The following is an 18,067-nucleotide window of genomic DNA, read 5'->3' as shown; positions in this document are numbered from 1 at the left end:
GAGGGTAATTGCATACGGTACGAACCTCGTGCCCCGTTGATGGGGAGAGGGCTGCCCCGGGTTGAACCAGGGAGGTGACGGAAAACCGTCGAGCGAGGGAGCCGCATGATGCATGCGGCAATTTGGCGCCGGGCCGAACCTAGGCCAGACTAAGGCTTGTCACAACCCGCCTAAAGTTGACTTCGCCCTTGCGCCAGCCACATAGACCTCGGCTATGGAGCGGTCGTCGCCTAGTGTCTGCAGCAGGAACAATTCCTCCATCAGGGTGGTGACAGTGGCCATGCGCAGCGCCATCGCTGGCGTCGCCCCGGCATTGAGCACCACGAGATCTGCCGCATTGCCCGGCGCGATTGCCCCAATCGTGCCCTCAAGCGACAGCGATCGCGCATTGCCCAAGGTCGCCATATAGAACGAGGCGAACGGATTGAGCCGCTGTCCGCGCAGCTGCAGAACCTTGTAGCCCTCGTCAAGCGTTCGCAGCATGGAATAGCTGGTGCCGCCGCCAACATCGGTCGCAAGACCGATCCGCACGCCCGCCTTGATCAGCCGCTCGCGGTCAAACAGCCCTGAACCGAGGAACAGGTTCGAGGTCGGGCAGAACACGGCCACCGAGCCGGTATCGGCCAGCACATGCGCTTCGCGGTGATTGAGGTGGATGCAGTGGCCCAATATGGTCTTGGGACCCAGCAGCCCGTAATCCTCATAGATGCCGGTATAGTCCGGCGAGTTGGGATAGAGCTCCATCGAAAAACTGATCTCGGCGTCGTTCTCGCTGAGATGGGTCTGGACATAGGCCTCTGGATGCTCGGCCACCAATGTCTGCGCCGCTTCCATCTGCGCCGGAGTGGAGGTGATGGCAAAGCGCGGCGAGATGGCATAGAGCCCCCGCGCCCGGCCGTGCCAGCGCGCAATCAGGGCCTTGGTGTCGTCATAGCCAGACTGGGCGGTGTCGCACAACGCTTCGGGCGCGTTGCGATCCATCATCACCTTGCCGCCGATCATCAGCATGTTGCGCTTTTCGGCTTCCCCGAAATAGGCGTCGACGCTGCGTGGGCTGCTCGAACAGTAGGCCACCGCGCTGGTCGTCCCGTTGCGGATCAGCTCATCGTAGAAAGCGCTGGCAACGGACTCGGAATGCCCCTGGTGGCTGAACTTCTGCTCTTCGTGGAAGGTATAAGTGTTGAGCCATTCCAGCAGCGATCCTGCATAGGACGCGATCATCTGGCTCTGCACATAATGCAGATGCATATCGATAAAGCCGGGCAGGATCAGGTGTGGCCGGTGATCGATGACCTCGGCCAAATCATCGGCCACAAAATCACTCACCGCGACGATTTTGCCGTCCTCGATGGTGATGGCGCCGTCTTCGAGATAGCGATAGCTCGCCACGTCATCGATGGCCTGCGGCTCGCTGATAAAGGTCAGCACACGGCCGCGCAGAATAGTGCGGCTCATCGACCCGAACCCTCACGGAACCACTCGACCAGCAAAGCGCGTTCGGCCAGCGTCATTTCGCTGACATTGCCGGGCGGCATGGCGTGAGAATAGCCGGCCTGCATGGCAATATCCTTGGCGTGGTTGGCGATGGCGATGTCATTGTCGAGGATCACGTTCTTGGGCGGCTCGTAAATGCCGGGCCAGGCTGGCTCGGCGGTGTGACACATGGCGCAGCGGGTCTGCACCGCTAGGCTGGCAGCGGCAAAGTGCTCTGCTGCGAGAAAGGGCTCGGCCGCACGAGACGCCACCTCCTCTCCCGCCGAACCAGGCAGTTTTGGCCCGGACGACAGCCAGGCAATGACAATAAACAAGATGACGGCTACCGCCCAGGTCCAGTGCGGATTGCCTTTGCGGGCATGGCGCGTGTTGAAATAATGCCGGATGACGACGCCGATCAAAAAGATCAGCGAGGCAATGATCCAGTTCCACTGCGTGGCAAAAGCCAGCGGATAATGGCTGGTCAGCATGAAGAAGATGACGGGCAGCGTCAGGTAGTTGTTGTGCAGCGAGCGCTGCTTGGCGATCTTGCCATACTTCGCATCAGGCACCCGGCCCGCCTTGAGATCGGCAACCACGATCTTCTGGTTGGGGATAATGATCATCGCCACGTTGGCCGCCATGATCGAGGCGGTAAACGCCCCCATATGCAGCATCGCCGCGCGGCCGGTGAACAGCTGCGTATAGCCCCAGGCCATGGCGGTCAGGATCACGAACAGCACCAGCATCAACCCGTTCTGGCTTTCGCCGAGCGGAGACTTGCAGAGCCGGTTATAGACCACAAAGCCCAAGACGATGGAGCCCATCGAGATCAGGATGGCGACCCAGTTGGGCACGTCGAGCACGTTACGGTCGATCAGATAAATGTCGGCGCCGACATAATAGATCAGCACCATCAGCATGAAGCCCGATAGCCAGGTCCAATAGCTTTCCCATTTGAACCAGGTCAGATGCTCGGGCAAAAACTCTGGCGCCACCAGGTATTTCTGGATGTGATAAAAGCCCCCGCCATGCACCTGCCACTCTTCGCCATGCGCCAGTGGCGGCAGGCTTGGCGTCTTGCGCAGGCCGAGGTCGAGCGCGATGAAATAGAACGACGAGCCGATCCAGGCGATGGCGGTGATGACGTGCAACCAGCGCACAGCAAACATCAGCCACTCATAGAAAATTGCATAATCGGGCATCGTTCCAGTCCTCCGCTCGTAGAAAGAGGCGGGTTTTCACCCGCCTCTCTGGATCAATTCAGACCGCCAATTAGGCCTGCACGCCTTCGACGTACCAGTCCATCGCCCACAGGCCCGCATCGTCGATGACGGCGCCGGCTGGTGTGCGCTCGGTGCCGGCATTGTCCACGATCGGGCCGGTGAAGGGGTTGAACGAACCGTCGATGATGCCAGCCTTGACCGCTTCAGCGGCGGCAACGACGTCGGCCGGGATCTTCTCGTTGTATGGCCCGATGACCACTTCGCCAGCAGCAATGCCTGGCCAGCTGTCGTCAGACACCCAGGTACCCGCCTGCACGTCCTTGACCACCTGAATATAGTGCGGTGCCCAGACGTCGATAATGGCGCTGAGGTGAGCCTTGGGCGCGAAGGCGCTCATGTCTGCACCCTGGCCGAAACCACCGATGATGCCGCGCTCTTCTGCAACCTGGAGAGCCGCTGGGCCGTCGGAGTGCTGTGCAATGATGTCGGCGCCCTGATCGATCAGCGCGCGGGCTGCGTCCGATTCCTTTGCAGGATCGTGCCAGCTCGACAGCCACACGACGTTGACCTTGATCTCTGGGTTGATGCGGCGGGCAGCCAGCGTGAACGCGTTGATGCCCATCACAACTTCCGGGATCGGGAAAGTGCCGATATAGCCGATAGTGTTGGTCTTGGAGAGGTGACCGGCAAGGGTGCCCATCACGGCGCGGCCTTCATGGAAGCGCGCATTGTAGGTCGCGACATTGTCCGAACGCTGGTAGCCGGTGGCGTGCTCGAACTTCACATCTGGGAATTCGCGCGCAACCTTGATCACATAGTCGCCGAAGCCGAAGCTGGTGGCGAAAATGATCTTGTTGCCCTGCTGAGCCAGTTCGCGGAGCACGCGCTCGCAATCTGGGCCTTCTGGAACGCTCTCGACGAACGTGATGGCGATCTTGTCGCCGAATTCAGCTTCCAGCGCCTGCGCGCCAACCCAGTGACCATAGGTCCAACCGTTGTCGTCCTTGGGACCGACATTGACGAAACCGATCTTGAGCGGGCCGTCCTGTGCGAAGGCAGCGCCGCCGATCAGTGGCAGGGCGAGACCCGCGCCACCGATCTTGAGAACGGTACGACGATTGAGAATTGACATGCGTTTTCTCCTGTCTGACATTTTTTAGTTGGTTGGTAGAAACGGACGCCCCAGGCATGCGGGGGCAGCACTCTGCCCCGAACGCCGCAGCGAAATCAGCACCAGAACGGCGATAGTCGAGAGATAAGGCAGAGCAGCCCAGAACTCGGACGGAATACCGCCCGTGCTGCCCGATGCCTTGGTATAGAGCTCGATGGTCATGACGAGCCCAAAGAGATAGGCGCCACCCAGCAGGCGGAACGGCCGCCAGGCTGCAAACACCACCAGCGCCAAGGCGATCCAGCCACGCCCGGCTGTCAGGCGCTCGGCCCATTGCGGCGTCAGCAGCAGCGGGAAACAACTGCCGGCAATGCCTGCCATCGCCCCGCCAAAGGCCACGGCCGCGTAACGCACACCGATCACCGAATAGCCAATGGAGTGCGCGGACAAGTCATTTTCGCCGACGGCCCGCAGGATCAGCCCGGCGCGGGTTTTCTTGAGGAACCACCAGACGGCAAAGACCAGAAACAGCGAGAAATAAACCAGCGGACTATGCCCAAACACCAGCCGCCAGAATGGATGGGTGGCGAGTTCAGTCGGAAACACCGAGCGGAAAATCTCGATAGGCCGACCGGTATAAGCCTGCCCGAACAGGGCGGAAAATCCGGTGCCGAAAATGGTCAGGGCCAGTCCGGTCGCCACCTGATTGGCCGACAGCGTCAGCGTCAGGAACGCAAAGATCATCGAGGCGGCAGCGCTGGCAATGGCGGCGCAGACAATGCCAAGCCATGGATTGCCGCTGGTATAGGTCACCGCAAAGGCGATCACCGCGCCGATCAGCATCATGCCTTCGACGCCCAGATTGAGCACGCCAGATTTCTCGACCACCAACTCACCCAGAGCGGCGATCAGGATCGGGGTTGATGCCCCGATCAACGTGATGATGATGGCAACGATCAGATCGGCACTCATGACGTGGCCTCCACGCTACGTTTGCCGACCGCCCGGATGCGGTAGCGCACCAGAATGTCGCTGGCCAACAGGAAGAACAGCATCATCGCCTGGAAAATACCCACCGCGGCGGCTGGCAGTTGAATTGTCGTCTGCGCCACCTCGCCACCCACCACGGCAATCGCCATGGCGAGACCGGCAAAGATAATGCCGATGGGATGCAAGCGACCCAAAAACGCGACGATGATGGCGGTAAAGCCGTAGTTGGTCGGGAATGACGGCACCATGCGTCCGAACGGCCCGGCCACTTCCAGCACCCCGGCGAGCCCTGCTAAGGCACCGCTGGTCAGCAGCGCCAGCCAGATCGTACGATTGACCGAAAACCCGCCATAGCGCGCCGCATGGGGCGCCGCGCCGACGACCTTGACCTGATAGCCAAACACCGACCGGCTCATCACGAACCACGCAATCAGCGCCACAACGATGGCAATGGGCGCGCCCAGATGCACGATCGTACCCGGAATGATATGCGGCAGCATCTGGTCGGCGGTGAACATCCGCGTCTGCGGAAAGCCGAACCCCATCGGGTCCTTCCACGGACCGATCACCAGATAATTCAGCAGCTGGATCGCGACATAGGTCAGCATCAGGCTGGTGAGGATTTCATTGACCTGCAGCTTGGTGCGCAGCAGCGCCGGCAACACCGCCCAAGCCATGCCGCCCGCCATGCCGCCCAGGATCATCAGCGGCAAAATCCACGGACCCGAAAAATCGCGGGTCAACAGGGCAATGCCGGTCCCGGCCAATCCGCCAAGAATGTACTGCCCCTCGGCGCCGATATTCCAGACATTGGCACGATAGCCGATGGAGAGGCCCACCGCGATAATGATCAGCGGCGCGGCCTTGACCGCAAGGTCCTGCCATTTGAGCGGATTGAGAATGGGCGTGAGGAAAATCTCGCGCACCGCACCGATGCCATTATAACCAATCAGCGAGAAGATGATCGCGCCGACGATGGCCGTTACCAGCACCGCCCCGATGGGCGTCAGATACAGCATGGCCTTGCTGGGTTCGGCGCGCTTCTCAAGCCTGAACTGCATCGCCCGCCCCCTGTTCGCCATGCACGCCGCCCATCAGCAGCCCGATTTCTTCGATGGTGAACTGCTCGACCGGCTGCGCCGGGCTCAACTGCCCCATATTGATCACGGCCAGTGTGTCACACAGCGCCCGAAGCTCATCGAGATCCTGGCTGATGACGACGATGGCCGATCCCGCCGCCGCCAGATCGACCAGCGCCTGATGAATGGCGGCCGCCGCGCCAGCGTCGACGCCCCAGGTCGGCTGGCTGACCACCAGCACGCTCGGCTTTTGCAGGATTTCGCGGCCCATAATGTACTTCTGCAGATTCCCGCCCGACAGCGACCCCGCTGTCGACGCTGGCCCTAGAGCCTTGACCGCGAAGTCACCGATGACCTTGCCGGTATAGGTTTTCGCCGCGCCCGAATTGATCAGGCCAAGCATCACCATGCCGAGCCGGTCACGCGCCGTCAGCACCGAATTGTCCGACAGGGAAAAGTCGCCGACAGCCGCATGGCCATTGCGTTCTTCGGGCACAGCACACAGCCCGTATTTGCGTCGTTGCGTCGTGTTGAGCAGGCCGAGCGGCTGACCGTCAATGCTCACGGCATCTTTGTCGTCGCCCTGAACTTCGCCCGACAAAGCATCGAGCAGCGCGTTCTGCCCATTGCCCGCTACCCCGGCTATGCCAAAGATCTCGCCGGCCCGAACAGTAAAGCTCAGATCATCAACTGGCACATCGAAATGCCCGGTTTTAACCGTCGACAGCCGTGACACGACGAGCTTCGGCAGGCCCAGCGTGCGGCCCTCAGCGCGGATAATATCCTTGAGCCCCGCGCCCATCATTTTCTCGGCCATTGAGCGGCTGGTTTCCTGCTTCGGATCGCAGGTATCGACCAGTTTGCCGCCACGCAGGATCGTTGCCGTGTCGCACAAGGCTTTGATTTCGTAGAGCTTGTGCGAAATATAGAGGATCGAGCACCCCTGCGCCGCGAGCTTGCGCAGCACGATGAACAGCTGTTCCACTTCCTGCGGCGTCAGCACCGAAGTCGGCTCGTCCATGATCAGCAATTTGGGATCAAGCAGCAGTGCGCGGACGATTTCGATGCGCTGTTGTTCACCTACGGACAGGGTTGCGACGGTGCGATGCGGATCGAGCGTCAGCCCGTATTTGGTCATCACTGCGCGGATGCGTTCTTCAAGTTCCCGCGCCGGAATTTTCGCGTCCATGCCGAGCGCGATGTTTTCGAGCACCGTCAGCGCCTCGAACAGCGAAAAGTGCTGGAACACCATGCCGATGCCGAGTTTGCGCGCCGCTTTGGGATTGCTCACCACAACCGGCTGCCCATCCCAGCGAATTTCGCCGGCGTCTGGCTGCATGATGCCGTAGATCATTTTGACCAGCGTTGACTTGCCGGCCCCATTTTCGCCGAGCAGCGCGTGGATTTCTCCCGGCTTGACGGCAAAAGTCACATTGTCATTGGCGAGGACGCCTGGAAAACTCTTGGTAATACCGGTCAATTCGAGCCGATAGGGCAAATTAGCGTCCAATCACCACCCCCAGTTTCTTGGGGGCCTGTGCCCGCGCAGAGTCAGCTTCCCAGCGCCCAATGTGGACCATAATTTCCGCTGCCGCCAGTGCAGCGATAACTGCCGGGCGTTTATCCCCAAGACCATGCTGCCCGATCGGTAAAACCAGCCTTGTCAAAGCGTTGGCGTCGCCGCCCTCGCCTTTGAACCAGCTCGCGAACCGCGCGCGCTTGGTCTGGCTGCCCACCATACCGACATAGGGGCTATCCCACCGATCAAGCGCTTCCTGCGCGATCAGAAAATCGAGTGCGTGATCATGCGTCAGGATCACATAACTGCTGCCAAGCGGCGCAGCGCGCACCACCGCTTCCGGCATGGCGACCACCCGCGAGGCGATCCCCTCCGGCAACAGATCAAGCTCATCGCGACGCGTGTCGATCACCTCAAGCCGCACTGGCAGGATCGACAGAATCTGCGCCAGCGCCCGACCGACATGGCCTGAGCCAAACACATAGACATGCGGCAGCGCTGCATCCTCGGCGGCGACCTGTGCAGCCAGACGTTCGCGCATTTTCGCGTCGACATAGCGAAGGCTGACGCCAACCCGGCCACCGCAGCACTGGCCAATCTCGGGGCCGAGCGGCACATCCATGGCTTCTTCGGCCTGCCCATTCGCAATCAGCCGGCGCGCATGGGCGATGACCATATATTCGAGCGCTCCACCGCCAATGGTGCCGAACAGCGATTGCGGCCCAACCAGCATGAACGTGCCCTGCTCACGCGGCGACGAACCACGCACGGAAGTCAGTTCGCAGACGATAGCGTCGGCTTGGCGCGAGAAGAAATCAGCGATCTCGGCGGCCTTGCTGTTCACCCCTGCGCCTCCCGTTTGAGACGTTCGCAACCCATCAGCACCCGCTCGGGCGTGACCGGTGTATCGAGCCGCGGCGCGATCTTGTAGTCCGCGACACTCGCCACGGCCATCGACAGCGCCTCGACCACACTCATCGCCAGCATGAACGGCGGCTCGCCCACGGCCTTGGAGCGGCCAATCGTCGGCTCGGCATTGACCGACCATTCCGCCAGCTTGACGTTGAAAATCGGCGGCACGTCGCTGGCGAGCGGGATCTTGTAGGTTGACGGCGCCTTGGTGCGCAGCTGACCCTTGTCGTCCCAGACCAATTCCTCGGTCGTCAGCCACCCCATTCCCTGCACGAACCCACCCTCGATCTGGCCGATATCAATGGCCGGATTGAGCGACTTGCCGACGTCATGGAGAATATCGACCCGGTCGACGACATATTCGCCGGTCAGCGTATCGATGGTCACCTCGGTGACCGACGCGCCATAGGCGAAATAATAGAATGGATGGCCGCGACCGGTGGCACGATCCCAGTGGATTTTTGGCGTTTCGTAGAATCCGGCAGCCGAGAGCTGCACACGGTTCATATAAGCCGATGCCACCAGCTCGGCGAAAGGCACGAACTTGGTACCGGCCTGAATACCGCCCGGCACCCAGCTGACATCAGCCTCATCGACCTGATGCAGCTTTGCAGCGTGCTTGGAGAGCCGCTCTTTTATCTGCCGGGCAGCATCATAGGCCGCCATACCGTTAAGATCGGACCCCGACGACGCTGCGGTCGCAGACGTATTGGGCACCTTGCCGGTCGTCGTCGCCATGATCTTGACCACGTCCAGCCCGACGCCGAACGCATCGGCTAGCACAGCCGCCACCTTGATATAGAGCCCCTGCCCCATCTCGGTGCCGCCATGGCTGAGATGAATGGAGCCATCCTTGTATACATGCACCAGTGCGCCAGCCTGATTGTACCAGGTGGCCGTAAAAGAGATGCCGAACTTGACCGGCGTCAGCGCGATGCCTTTTTTGAGGATCGGACTACCTGCATTGTATTTGAGGATCGCCGCGCGCCGCGCCTGATAGTCCGACGAGGCTTCGACCTCATCGACAATGCGGTGGATGATGTTGTCGCCCACCGTCTGGTGATAGGGCGTGATGTTGTCGCTGTCGGTGCCGTAGAAATTGGCCTTGCGGATTTCGAGTGGGTCCTTGCCCAGCGCATAGGCGATATCTTCGATCCAGCGCTCCGCCGCCATCATGCCCTGCGGGCCACCAAAACCACGAAACGCCGTGTTGGAGACCGTGTTGGTGTAGAGCGGCTCGCTGCGCACGCGCACGGCCGGATACCAATAGGCATTGTCGGCGTGAAACAGCGCTCGGTCGGTCACCGGACCTGAGAGGTCTGACGAGAACCCGGCCCGCGCGGCATAGACGGCGTCTACCGCCTGGATTTTTCCGTTGTCGTCATACCCGACATCGTAGTCCACCACGAAGTCGTGTCGCTTGCCGGTCGCGGTCATGTCGTCGTCGCGGTCGGGGCGGATCTTACAGGTGCGGTTCCACTTCTTGGCCGCCAAAGCCGCCACCGCCGCGAACAGATTGCCCTGCGTTTCCTTGCCGCCAAAGCCGCCGCCCATGCGCCGGATCTGCACCGTCACCGCATGGTGGCGAATGCCCAGAACGGCGGCCACCATCAACTGCACTTCGCTCGGGTGCTGGGTGGATGAATAGACCGTCACATCCTCATCCTCGCCGGGCACCGCAACCGCGATCTGCCCCTCGAGATAGAAGTGATCCTGTCCGCCAATTTCGATAGTGCCTTTGACCCGATGCGGCGCCGCGGCAAACCCGGCCGCGATATCGCCGCGCTCAAGTTTGAGCGGATCGGTCACGAGCTTACCGCCCGACGCCTGCGCCGCGCGCACATTGGTGGCATGCGGCAGATCGCGATATTCCACCTTGGCCAGATGGGCCGCCCGCCGCGCCTGATCGCGCGTCTCGGCGATCACCGCAAAGATCGGCTGGCCCCAGAAATGCACCTTGCCGATGGCAAAGATCGGCTCGTCATGCTTATGGCTGGGCGACACATCGTTCTCGCCCGGAATATCCTCGGCGGTCAGGATGCCGATAACGCCCGGCGCATTGCGCGCTGCATCAAAATCCACCGAAATAATCTCGGCATGCGCCCGTGTCGACAGCGCCAGATAGGCATGCATCGTGCCTGCCGGCTCGATCATGTCGTCAATGTATTCCGCCACCCCAGCCACATGCTTGGGACCGCTATCGTGGCGGGTCGAGGTGTGAACCGATGCCAGCGGAATAGGCGTCGAATGCTTGTTCATGCCACCTCCCGCCGCAGTCTTTGCCCCTGCCCCGTCGTATCGAGGAAGAACCGCTTGAGCAGATTTTGCGCCGTCAGCAGGCGATAGTCCGCGCTGGCCCGCATGTCGGAAATCGGCTGATAGTCCTCGGCAAATGCCGGGATAGCAGCCTCGACCGTAGCCAGCGTCCAAGGCTTGCCAATCAGCGCCGCCTCGACTGCACTCGCGCGCTTGGGCGTTGCCGCCATACCGCCAAAAGCGATGCACGCCGATGCCACCGCACCATTGCCATCCAGCGCCAAACGGAACGCGCCGCACAGCGCCGAAATGTCTTCCTCGCGGCGCTTGGAAATCTTGTAAACGGCGAGCTTTTCATCCGCCGGCAGCAGCGGAATGGTCACCGCCTCGACGAACTCGCCCGGCTGGCGGTCCTGTTTGCCATAGGCGATGAAATAATCCTGCAGTAGCAGTTCACGTCGCTTCTCGCCCTTGCGCAGATGCAGCTTGGCGCCTAGCGCGATGAAGGCCGGCGGCGTATCGCCGATCGGCGAACCGTTAGCGATATTGCCGCCAATCGTCCCCATATTGCGGATCTGCTCGCCCGCAATGCGGTTCCACAACTCGCCCAGCTCGGGAAACTTGTCGGCAATCACCGGCACCGCTTCGGAATAGCTGACGCCGGCATTGAACCGCACCGCATCATCGCTGTGCTCGATGCGTTTGAGCTCTTGCAGGTGATTGATGAAGATCACTGGCCCGATGGCCCGCATGAATTTGGTGACCCACAGACCCACATCGGTCGAACCATTGACGATGGTCGCCTTTGGATTGGCCTCATAGATCGCCGCAAAATCGTCGACGCTCGACGGCACGATGATGCGCTCGGCGCCCTCGCCCACCTCGACACGCGTGCCATCGGTGATGGCCTTGATCTTGCCCTTGAGCGCAATCCGTTCTGCCCACAACGGATCGCCCTGCGGCTGGCCATAACTGGAAATGGATTTGGCCGCGCGGATGATCGGCGCATAGCCGGTGCAGCGACAGAGATTGCCCTGTAATGCCTTCTCGATCGCGGTCTGGCTCGGATCAGGATTGCGCATCCACAACCCATAAAGGCTCATCACGAACCCCGGCGTGCAGAAGCCGCATTGCGAGCCATGGTGATCGACCATGGCCTGCTGCACGGGGTGGAGAATGCCATCCTTGCCGCGCAAATGCTCGATGGTCACGACATGGGTGCCGTGCAGGCTGCCGACGAAGCGGATGCAGGCCGTCACCGAGTCATAGATGATCTCGTCATCCATCAACCGGCCGACCAGCACCGTACAAGCCCCGCAATCGCCCTCGGCGCAGCCTTCCTTGGAGCCGCGCAGACGTCGGTCGAGGCGGAGCCAGTCGAGCAGCGTGGTATCGGGCTTCACATCCGTGAGGCTGATCTCGACATCATTGAGAATGAAGCGGATAGCGCCCGAAACCTCTGTCATCGCTCAGCTCCCCCGATAGGTCGAGTAAGCGAACGGGCTGACCAGCAGCGGCACGTGGTAGTGCTTGTCTTCCGACACCGTAAAGCGGATCGGCACTACATCGAGAAACGGCGTTTCGATCTCGACGCCCAGGCGCTCGAAATACTGCCCGACGTGGAAATGGATCTCGAACTCACCATGCTGGAACTGCTGTTCGTCCAGCAGCGGCTGGTCCACGCGCCCATCGGCATTGGTGTAGCTATCGGCAATGTGGTGATTGTGATCGCCATGCACGAAGAGCAATTCAATGCGCATGCCTCTGGCCGGCTTGCCGTGCATCGTGTCCAGCACATGCGTTGTGAGGCGCCCAACTCCCGCCATTTGCTGCTCCGTCTATAGTCCCCAAAGAAAGAGACTATCGCATCATTGGCGTTGCGCAATGCTCATTTTTTACCAACTGGTCTATTTTTGTGCATCTTGTTCTATCAAACCGGCTCCGTATGATTGCCGCACCAGTAGATGAGACCCGATCAATGCGTTACCCCCGCGACATGCACGGCTATGGCCAAACTCCTCCCAATGCCAACTGGCCGGGCGGCGCGCACGTCGCAGTTCAATTCGTGCTGAACTACGAAGAAGGCGGCGAAAACAATATCCTGCACGGCGACGCAGCGTCCGAGGCTTTCCTCGTCGACGTACTCGGCGCCGCCCCCTGGCCCGACCAGCGCCACGCCAACGTCGAGTCGATGTACGAGTACGGTGCCCGGGCCGGTTTCTGGCGGCTGCATCGGCTGTTCACCGAGGCCAATCTCCCGGTGACGGTCTATGGCGTTGCCACCGCCCTGATGCGGGCGCCCGCGCAATTGGCGGCAATGCAGGACGCCGGTTGGGAAATCGCCAGCCATGGCCTCAAATGGGTGCAGCACAAGGACATGCCGCCCGAGGTCGAACGCAAGCAGATAGCCGAAGCCATCCGCCTTCACACCATCGCCACGGGTGAACGCCCCAAGGGCTGGTACACCGGCCGCTCCAGCCTCAACACCGTTGATCTGGTGTCCGAAGCCGGCGGCTTTGCCTATGTGTCCGATACCTACGATGACGACCTGCCCTATTGGCGCGTCCATCAAGGCAAGCCACAGCTGATCATCCCCTACACTCTTGCCGCCAACGACATGCGTTTCGTCACCGCACCGGGTTTCGACAATGGCGAAGAGTACTTCCAGTTCTTGAAGGACAGCTTTGACTGCCTCTATGCCGAGGGTCAGGCCGGTTCGCCCAAGATGATGTCGCTCGGCCTGCACTGCCGCCTCGTCGGCCAGCCGGGGCGCTATCAGGGTCTCAAGAAATTCGTCGATTATATCTTGGGCTTCGACAAGGTCTGGGTGCCCACCCGCCTCGCCATCGCCGAGCATTGGGCCAAGGAACACCCCTTTATCGCCCCCGAGGTCGTTCCGTCCCAGCTCGACAAAGCCGATTTCGTCGCCCGCTACGGCTCGATCTTCGAGCACTCGCGCTGGATCGCCGAACGCGCCTGGGAGGGCGAACTCGCGCCCGCCAATGACACCGCCATCGGCCTCCACTTCGCGCTGCGCACCCAGTTCCGCGTGGCGACGACCGAAGAACGCCTCGCCGTCCTCCGTGCCCACCCAGACCTTGCCGGAAAACTCGCCGCCGCCAAGCGCCTGACCGCAGAATCAACTGCCGAACAGGCCTCCGCCGCGCTCGATGAGCTCACCGACGCTGAACGCGACAAGTTCAGCACGCTCAACGCCGACTATGTCGAAAAATTCGGTTTCCCCTTCATCATCGCCGTCCGCGACAACACCAAGGCCTCGATCCTCGACGCCTTCGAGACCCGCATCAACAACAGTGCAGAAGCCGAATTCGCCACTGCCTGCGCACAGGTAGAACGCATTGCGCTGCTGCGTTTGAAAGCGATTTTGGATTAGTCCGGGCAACCTATCCCACCCACCAGCGCTTCCCACGGACTTGATCCGTGGGTCTCTATCCACGCGCGCCAGCTGATGGTGACTCGCGGATCAAATCCGCGAGAAGCGATTGTGCAGGGTTGGTGCCCCTACTTGTAAAACCCCAGTCTGAAATTAAATCCGTGCTCGAGATACACTTTGAGCGCGCACAGCATCCCCGTCCACCCCTCACAGTTGCCGTAGGACGCCTTCTGTCCCGCCACAGTGTCACGCCAGCCCGTCTCGGCGATAGTCACTAGCGTCCTGCCATCCTCCAGACTCTCAAAACCCATAGTGACAGTCGTTTCGTAGCTGCCACCCTGCTCGGGCGTGCCGTCGGCCGCCTCCCAGCGCAGCACGATCTTTTTGTCCTGCACGACCTCGACGACATGCACTGGAAAAGCCCCCGGAAAGTCGTGAAAATCCCAAGTCACGGTCGATCCCGTTTCCAGCCGCCCCTTGGCGCCGCCAGTGGTGAAATAGCCGCTGAGCTTTTGCGGATCGGCCACCGCCTCGAACACTTCATGCACCGGCTTGGCGATCCGGCCGGATACCCGGAACTCAGGGCTCATATGAGTTTGCTTGGTCACGACTGCACGCATTTTGCCTCTCCTCAGGCTTGACTGGCCGAAGAATATGTTATAAAAATATAACATGTCAACCGAAGACGAAAACGATCTGATTTTCAAAGCTCTCAGCCACCGCACCCGGCGGCATATCTGCGACCTGCTCAAGGCCGAACCGCTGACCACCGGCATGCTGTGCGATCGCCTGCCCGACATCGACCGCTGCACCGTCATGCAACACCTTAAGGTGCTCGAAGAAGCGGGGCTGGTTATCGCTGAAAAGCGCGGCCGCGAACGTTGGAATCACCTCGACGCTTTGCCCATCCACGCTATTCACGAGCGCTGGATCGGCCCCTATGCCTCCTATGCCGTATCCATGTTGAACCGCCTCAAAAGCCGGGTCGAAACACCGGCCTGATATTCAGCCCTTGCCGGGACGCGCGCGGTCACCGATGATTGCGCCTCGATCCAATCTCGCTGGAAACCCAATGGCCGACACGACATACGCCACCCCGCCCGGCGGCCTGCCCGCTCAAGCTGCGCTCCACACCGGCCGCGCTGTGTTCACCGAGGCCTATGCCGTCATTCCGCATGGCGTGATGCGCGATATCGTCACCAGCTATCTGCCGCATTGGACCGATACCCGCGCCTGGGTCATCGCCCGCCCACTCTCCGGTTTTTCCGAGACCTTCTCGCAATACATCGTCGAAGTTCTGCCCGGCGGCGGCAGCGACCACCCCGAGCCTGACGCTGAGGCCGAAGGCGTATTGTTCGTCGTTCAAGGCGAAGCAACCGTCACCATCGACGGCCAAAGCCACATCCTGAGCGAAGGCGGCTACGCCTTCCTGCCACCCGCCAGCACCTGGACCCTGGTCAACAAGGGCACCGTGCCGACCCAGTTCCATTGGGTCCGCAAGCGCTACGAGGCCGTGCCCGGCATCGAGGCACCGACGGCCTTTGTCACCAACGAACAGGACCAGCCGATCCGCTGGATGCCCGGCACCAATGATCGCTGGGGCACCACGCGCTTTGTCGAGCCCACCGATCTTCGCCACGACATGCACGTCAATATCGTCACACTCGAACCCGGCGCGGTTATTCCCTTCGAGGAAACCCACGTCATGGAGCACGGCCTCTATGTGCTCGAAGGCAAGGCCGTCTATCGCCTCAATCGCGACTGGGTCGAAGTCGAACCCGGCGATTTCATGTGGTTGCGCGCCTTCTGCCCGCAGGCCTGCTATGCTGGCCCCGGGCGCTTCCGCTACCTGCTCTACAAGGACGTCAACCGCCACATGAAGCTGAGCCTTCGCGCATGAGCACGATCTTCATCGAGCCCCTGACCGCCGCCGCCTTTGCCCCCTTCGGTCAGGTGATCGAGCTCGATGGCGCCCAGCACTACACCATCAATTCCGGCATGACCGAGCGCTACCACGATTTGGCGCATGTCGAGCTGGGCGGGGCCAATCCCCGACCGCTGATCTCGATATTTCGTGGCCAGCCCTATGATCTGCCGCTGACGCTGCGCCTCGTCGAACGGCATCCCTTTGGCAGTCAGGCCTTCTATCCGCTCTCGGAACGTCCATTCCTCGTCATCGTCGCCGAGGATCGCTCGGGCACGCCCGACACGCCGCGCGCCTTCCTCACCAAGCCCGGCCAGGGCGTCAATATCGGGATGAACACCTGGCATGGCGTGCTGACGACGCTCGGTGAAGTCAGCGACTTCCTCGTTGTCGACCGAGGCGGCGATGGCAACAATCTTGAAGAACACCACTTCGATGTGCCGTTGACGGTCGCTCAACGCTAACCCTTTGCGCATAGCGCACTCGAAACTGACGCTCTGCTGGGGTAGGTTAGCGCCGACACAGGAGGACGAGATGCTGCTGAGCACTTTCAAACGCGCCGGATTGGCACTGCTGGCGCTGCTGGCCATGGCCAGCATGTCATTCGCCGAGGACATCACCTTCACCGGCGAAGTCACCTATCGCGAACGCATCGCCTTGCCGCCTGACGCAGAATTGTGGATCACGCTGGTCAATATGTCCGGCGGCGCGCCCATCGCCAGCGCGGCGGCAGAACTGCCCACCAAAGGCCAAGTGCCGCTGCAGTTCACGCTCAATGTGCGCAGCACCGTCATCAAGCCCGACCGCTTCTATGGGCTCACTGCCGAAATCCGCAGCGGCGGCCGCGTCGTTTTCAGCAGCGCCGAACCCGTTCACGTTGATGCCGTCGCCCCAGCGCCAACGCGCATTCTGGTTACCACCGCAAATGCCAAGCCGCAGGAGCCGCCCGTGGTTGTCCCACCTGTCGAAACACCCAATCCCCTGCTCGGCACCGCCTGGAGCGTCACCAGCATCGGCAGCGATCCGGTGATCCCCAATTCCAAGGTCACCTTCTCGATCGCCGCAGATCTGCGCACTGGAGGCAATGGCGGCTGCAATAACTACTTCACCGAAGCCAGCTTTGAAGGCGCACTGTCCTTTGGCCCCGTCGCCGGCACCCGCATGGCCTGCGCGCCCGAAATCATGGCGCAGGAAGGCCGGCTGTTTACTGCCCTTGCCGCAACTGCCGGTTACGAACTCGCCGGCGACACGCTCAAGCTGATCGATCCGGCCGGCGTGGCACTGGTCGGGCTGGTCCGTGCCAAGTAATCGGCTTTTCAAGCTCGGCAGCTCTGTCTAGGCTCAGATGATTCCAATCGGGGCCATCATGGAAACTGCTACGCTCGTCTCTCGCCTGCTCGACGTCATCGAACTCGATATCGCCCCCGTCACCCGGCGCGGTGTGGCTCAGGGCAACAAGCTGTTCGGCGCCGCCATCCTGCGCAAATCCGATCTGTCGGTGGTGATCGCCGAAACCAATAACGAGATCGAGAACCCGCTTTGGCATGGCGAAATGCACGCCATCAAGCGCTTCTTCGAGCTTCCGGCCAATCAGCGTCCCGAACCAAAAGATTGCCTATTCCTGGCCACCCACGAGCCCTGCTCGCTCTGCCTGTCGGGCATCACGTGGTCGGGCTTTGACAATTTCTATTACCTGTTCAGCCATCAGGACAGCCGCGACAGCTTCGCCATTCCCTACGACATCCAGATTCTCAAAGGCGTCTACGCCGTCCCCGATCCCGACCGTAGCGAAGTGCCCGCCGACCGCGACCTCTACAATCGCACCAATGCCTACTGGAAAAGCCACAACATCGCGCGGCTGATCGCCAGCCTCGACCGCGACCACCGCGAAGCCCTGCTCGCCCGTTTCGACGACCTCAACGGCATCTACGCCGACCTGTCAGCGACCTATCAGAACGACAAGGGCAATAAGGGCATCCCGCTGGCCTAGGCGAGGATATCCGTTCCACCCACAACACTGTCCTCGGACGTGATCCGAGGACCACTCGCCACGCGCACCGGCTGAGAGATGCCCTCGGATCAAGTCCGAGGGCAGCGCAGTATGCCTTTGAAAATCTCAAAGAAATCGATAGGGCTGCCGCTTTACTGCTGCACCACTTCCGCCCGCCACTCACTGCGCGGCG

The 18,067-nt window shown here is 61.2% G+C and carries 17 protein-coding genes; 6 read left to right on the top strand and 11 right to left on the bottom strand.

All coding sequences use genetic code 11. The features are described from left to right. Positions 1-159: 159 nt before the first annotated feature. The 10 genes from guaD to uraH form a co-directional block, all read right to left on the bottom strand. Positions 160-1,455: a guanine deaminase gene (guaD, locus tag ABIE28_RS02605; RefSeq protein ID WP_354059846.1), complete on the bottom strand. Its 1,296-nt coding sequence runs from the start codon at positions 1,453-1,455 to the stop codon at positions 160-162. Then, the gene (locus ABIE28_RS02600) at positions 1,452-2,678 is read right to left on the bottom strand and encodes a urate hydroxylase PuuD (RefSeq protein ID WP_354059844.1); all 1,227 of its coding nucleotides are present in this window, start codon (positions 2,676-2,678) and stop codon (positions 1,452-1,454) included. Before ABIE28_RS02600 ends, guaD begins: the two co-directional genes overlap by 4 nt. Positions 2,679-2,748: 70 nt before the next feature. After that, complete coding sequence (locus tag ABIE28_RS02595; protein ID WP_354059842.1) at positions 2,749-3,831, bottom strand: BMP family ABC transporter substrate-binding protein; 1,083 nt, start codon at positions 3,829-3,831, stop codon at positions 2,749-2,751. A 24-nt stretch (positions 3,832-3,855) separates the two neighbouring features. After that, a complete protein-coding gene (locus ABIE28_RS02590) occupies positions 3,856-4,782 on the bottom strand; it encodes an ABC transporter permease (protein ID WP_354059841.1) in 927 nt (308 codons plus the stop codon). Beyond that, positions 4,779-5,861, bottom strand: coding sequence for an ABC transporter permease (locus tag ABIE28_RS02585; RefSeq protein ID WP_354059839.1), 1,083 nt, complete (start codon positions 5,859-5,861; stop codon positions 4,779-4,781). Before ABIE28_RS02585 ends, ABIE28_RS02590 begins: the two co-directional genes overlap by 4 nt. Beyond that, on the bottom strand, positions 5,845-7,389 hold the full coding sequence (locus ABIE28_RS02580) for an ABC transporter ATP-binding protein (RefSeq protein WP_354059837.1): 1,545 nt from the start codon (positions 7,387-7,389) through the stop codon (positions 5,845-5,847). Before ABIE28_RS02580 ends, ABIE28_RS02585 begins: the two co-directional genes overlap by 17 nt. Beyond that, positions 7,379-8,242, bottom strand: a complete 864-nt coding sequence (gene xdhC, locus ABIE28_RS02575) for a xanthine dehydrogenase accessory protein XdhC (protein ID WP_354059835.1) — start codon at positions 8,240-8,242, stop codon at positions 7,379-7,381. The genes ABIE28_RS02580 and xdhC overlap by 11 nt, the downstream gene beginning before the upstream one ends. Next, positions 8,239-10,569, bottom strand: coding sequence for a xanthine dehydrogenase molybdopterin binding subunit (xdhB, locus tag ABIE28_RS02570; protein ID WP_354059833.1), 2,331 nt, complete (start codon positions 10,567-10,569; stop codon positions 8,239-8,241). Before xdhB ends, xdhC begins: the two co-directional genes overlap by 4 nt. Beyond that, the gene (gene xdhA / locus ABIE28_RS02565) at positions 10,566-12,032 is read right to left on the bottom strand and encodes a xanthine dehydrogenase small subunit (RefSeq protein WP_354059831.1); all 1,467 of its coding nucleotides are present in this window, start codon (positions 12,030-12,032) and stop codon (positions 10,566-10,568) included. Before xdhA ends, xdhB begins: the two co-directional genes overlap by 4 nt. A gap of 3 nt (positions 12,033-12,035) precedes the next feature. Then, positions 12,036-12,392, bottom strand: a complete 357-nt coding sequence (uraH, locus tag ABIE28_RS02560; protein WP_354059829.1) for a hydroxyisourate hydrolase — start codon at positions 12,390-12,392, stop codon at positions 12,036-12,038. Between the two features lie 152 nt (positions 12,393-12,544). Here uraH and puuE point away from each other — a divergent pair, with 152 nt between their 5' ends. Further along, positions 12,545-13,960, top strand: coding sequence for an allantoinase PuuE (gene puuE / locus ABIE28_RS02555; RefSeq protein WP_354059827.1), 1,416 nt, complete (start codon positions 12,545-12,547; stop codon positions 13,958-13,960). Positions 13,961-14,088: 128 nt separating this feature from the next. On the opposite strand, the gene ABIE28_RS02550 is transcribed toward puuE, so the two are convergent. Further along, entirely contained in the window at positions 14,089-14,550 is a 462-nt protein-coding gene (locus ABIE28_RS02550) for an SRPBCC family protein (RefSeq protein WP_354066388.1), read from the bottom strand. Between the two features lie 82 nt (positions 14,551-14,632). Between ABIE28_RS02550 and ABIE28_RS02545 the strand changes: the two genes are divergently transcribed. From ABIE28_RS02545 to ABIE28_RS02525, 5 genes are all read left to right on the top strand, one after another. After that, a complete protein-coding gene (locus ABIE28_RS02545) occupies positions 14,633-14,962 on the top strand; it encodes an ArsR/SmtB family transcription factor (protein ID WP_354059825.1) in 330 nt (109 codons plus the stop codon). Positions 14,963-15,032: 70 nt separating this feature from the next. Then, positions 15,033-15,860 carry a bifunctional allantoicase/(S)-ureidoglycine aminohydrolase gene (locus ABIE28_RS02540; RefSeq protein WP_354059823.1) on the top strand — a complete coding sequence of 276 codons (828 nt, stop codon included), beginning with the start codon at positions 15,033-15,035 and terminating at the stop codon, positions 15,858-15,860. Beyond that, complete coding sequence (locus ABIE28_RS02535) at positions 15,857-16,348, top strand: ureidoglycolate lyase (protein ID WP_354059821.1); 492 nt, start codon at positions 15,857-15,859, stop codon at positions 16,346-16,348. The genes ABIE28_RS02540 and ABIE28_RS02535 overlap by 4 nt, the downstream gene beginning before the upstream one ends. Before the next feature lie 70 nt (positions 16,349-16,418). Further along, on the top strand, positions 16,419-17,192 hold the full coding sequence (locus ABIE28_RS02530) for an META domain-containing protein (protein WP_354059819.1): 774 nt from the start codon (positions 16,419-16,421) through the stop codon (positions 17,190-17,192). 58 nt (positions 17,193-17,250) lie between these two features. Next, on the top strand, positions 17,251-17,874 hold the full coding sequence (locus ABIE28_RS02525; protein ID WP_354059817.1) for a nucleoside deaminase: 624 nt from the start codon (positions 17,251-17,253) through the stop codon (positions 17,872-17,874). Positions 17,875-18,067 lie beyond the last annotated feature (193 nt).

Source organism: Devosia sp. 2618, assembly GCF_040546815.1.
Lineage (GTDB): Bacteria > Pseudomonadota > Alphaproteobacteria > Rhizobiales > Devosiaceae > Devosia.
The sequence above is the reverse complement of the archived record's forward strand: the minus strand, read 5'-3'. Positions and strand labels throughout refer to the sequence as shown.

Excerpts from the sequence above, each read along its gene's own strand:
- guaD (WP_354059846.1), bottom strand. The coding sequence starts at position 1,455 with ATGAGCCGCACTATTCTGCGCGGCCGTGTGCTGACCTTTATCAGCGAG.
- ABIE28_RS02600 (WP_354059844.1), bottom strand. The coding sequence starts at position 2,678 with ATGCCCGATTATGCAATTTTCTATGAGTGGCTGATGTTTGCTGTGCGC.
- ABIE28_RS02595 (WP_354059842.1), bottom strand. The coding sequence starts at position 3,831 with ATGTCAATTCTCAATCGTCGTACCGTTCTCAAGATCGGTGGCGCGGGT.
- ABIE28_RS02590 (WP_354059841.1), bottom strand. The coding sequence starts at position 4,782 with ATGAGTGCCGATCTGATCGTTGCCATCATCATCACGTTGATCGGGGCA.
- ABIE28_RS02585 (WP_354059839.1), bottom strand. The coding sequence starts at position 5,861 with ATGCAGTTCAGGCTTGAGAAGCGCGCCGAACCCAGCAAGGCCATGCTG.
- xdhB (WP_354059833.1), bottom strand. The coding sequence starts at position 10,569 with ATGAACAAGCATTCGACGCCTATTCCGCTGGCATCGGTTCACACCTCG.
- xdhA (WP_354059831.1), bottom strand. The coding sequence starts at position 12,032 with ATGACAGAGGTTTCGGGCGCTATCCGCTTCATTCTCAATGATGTCGAG.
- uraH (WP_354059829.1), bottom strand. The coding sequence starts at position 12,392 with ATGGCGGGAGTTGGGCGCCTCACAACGCATGTGCTGGACACGATGCAC.
- puuE (WP_354059827.1), top strand. The coding sequence starts at position 12,545 with ATGCGTTACCCCCGCGACATGCACGGCTATGGCCAAACTCCTCCCAAT.
- ABIE28_RS02550 (WP_354066388.1), bottom strand. The coding sequence starts at position 14,550 with ATGAGCCCTGAGTTCCGGGTATCCGGCCGGATCGCCAAGCCGGTGCAT.
- ABIE28_RS02545 (WP_354059825.1), top strand. The coding sequence starts at position 14,633 with ATGTCAACCGAAGACGAAAACGATCTGATTTTCAAAGCTCTCAGCCAC.
- ABIE28_RS02540 (WP_354059823.1), top strand. The coding sequence starts at position 15,033 with ATGGCCGACACGACATACGCCACCCCGCCCGGCGGCCTGCCCGCTCAA.
- ABIE28_RS02535 (WP_354059821.1), top strand. The coding sequence starts at position 15,857 with ATGAGCACGATCTTCATCGAGCCCCTGACCGCCGCCGCCTTTGCCCCC.
- ABIE28_RS02530 (WP_354059819.1), top strand. The coding sequence starts at position 16,419 with ATGCTGCTGAGCACTTTCAAACGCGCCGGATTGGCACTGCTGGCGCTG.
- ABIE28_RS02525 (WP_354059817.1), top strand. The coding sequence starts at position 17,251 with ATGGAAACTGCTACGCTCGTCTCTCGCCTGCTCGACGTCATCGAACTC.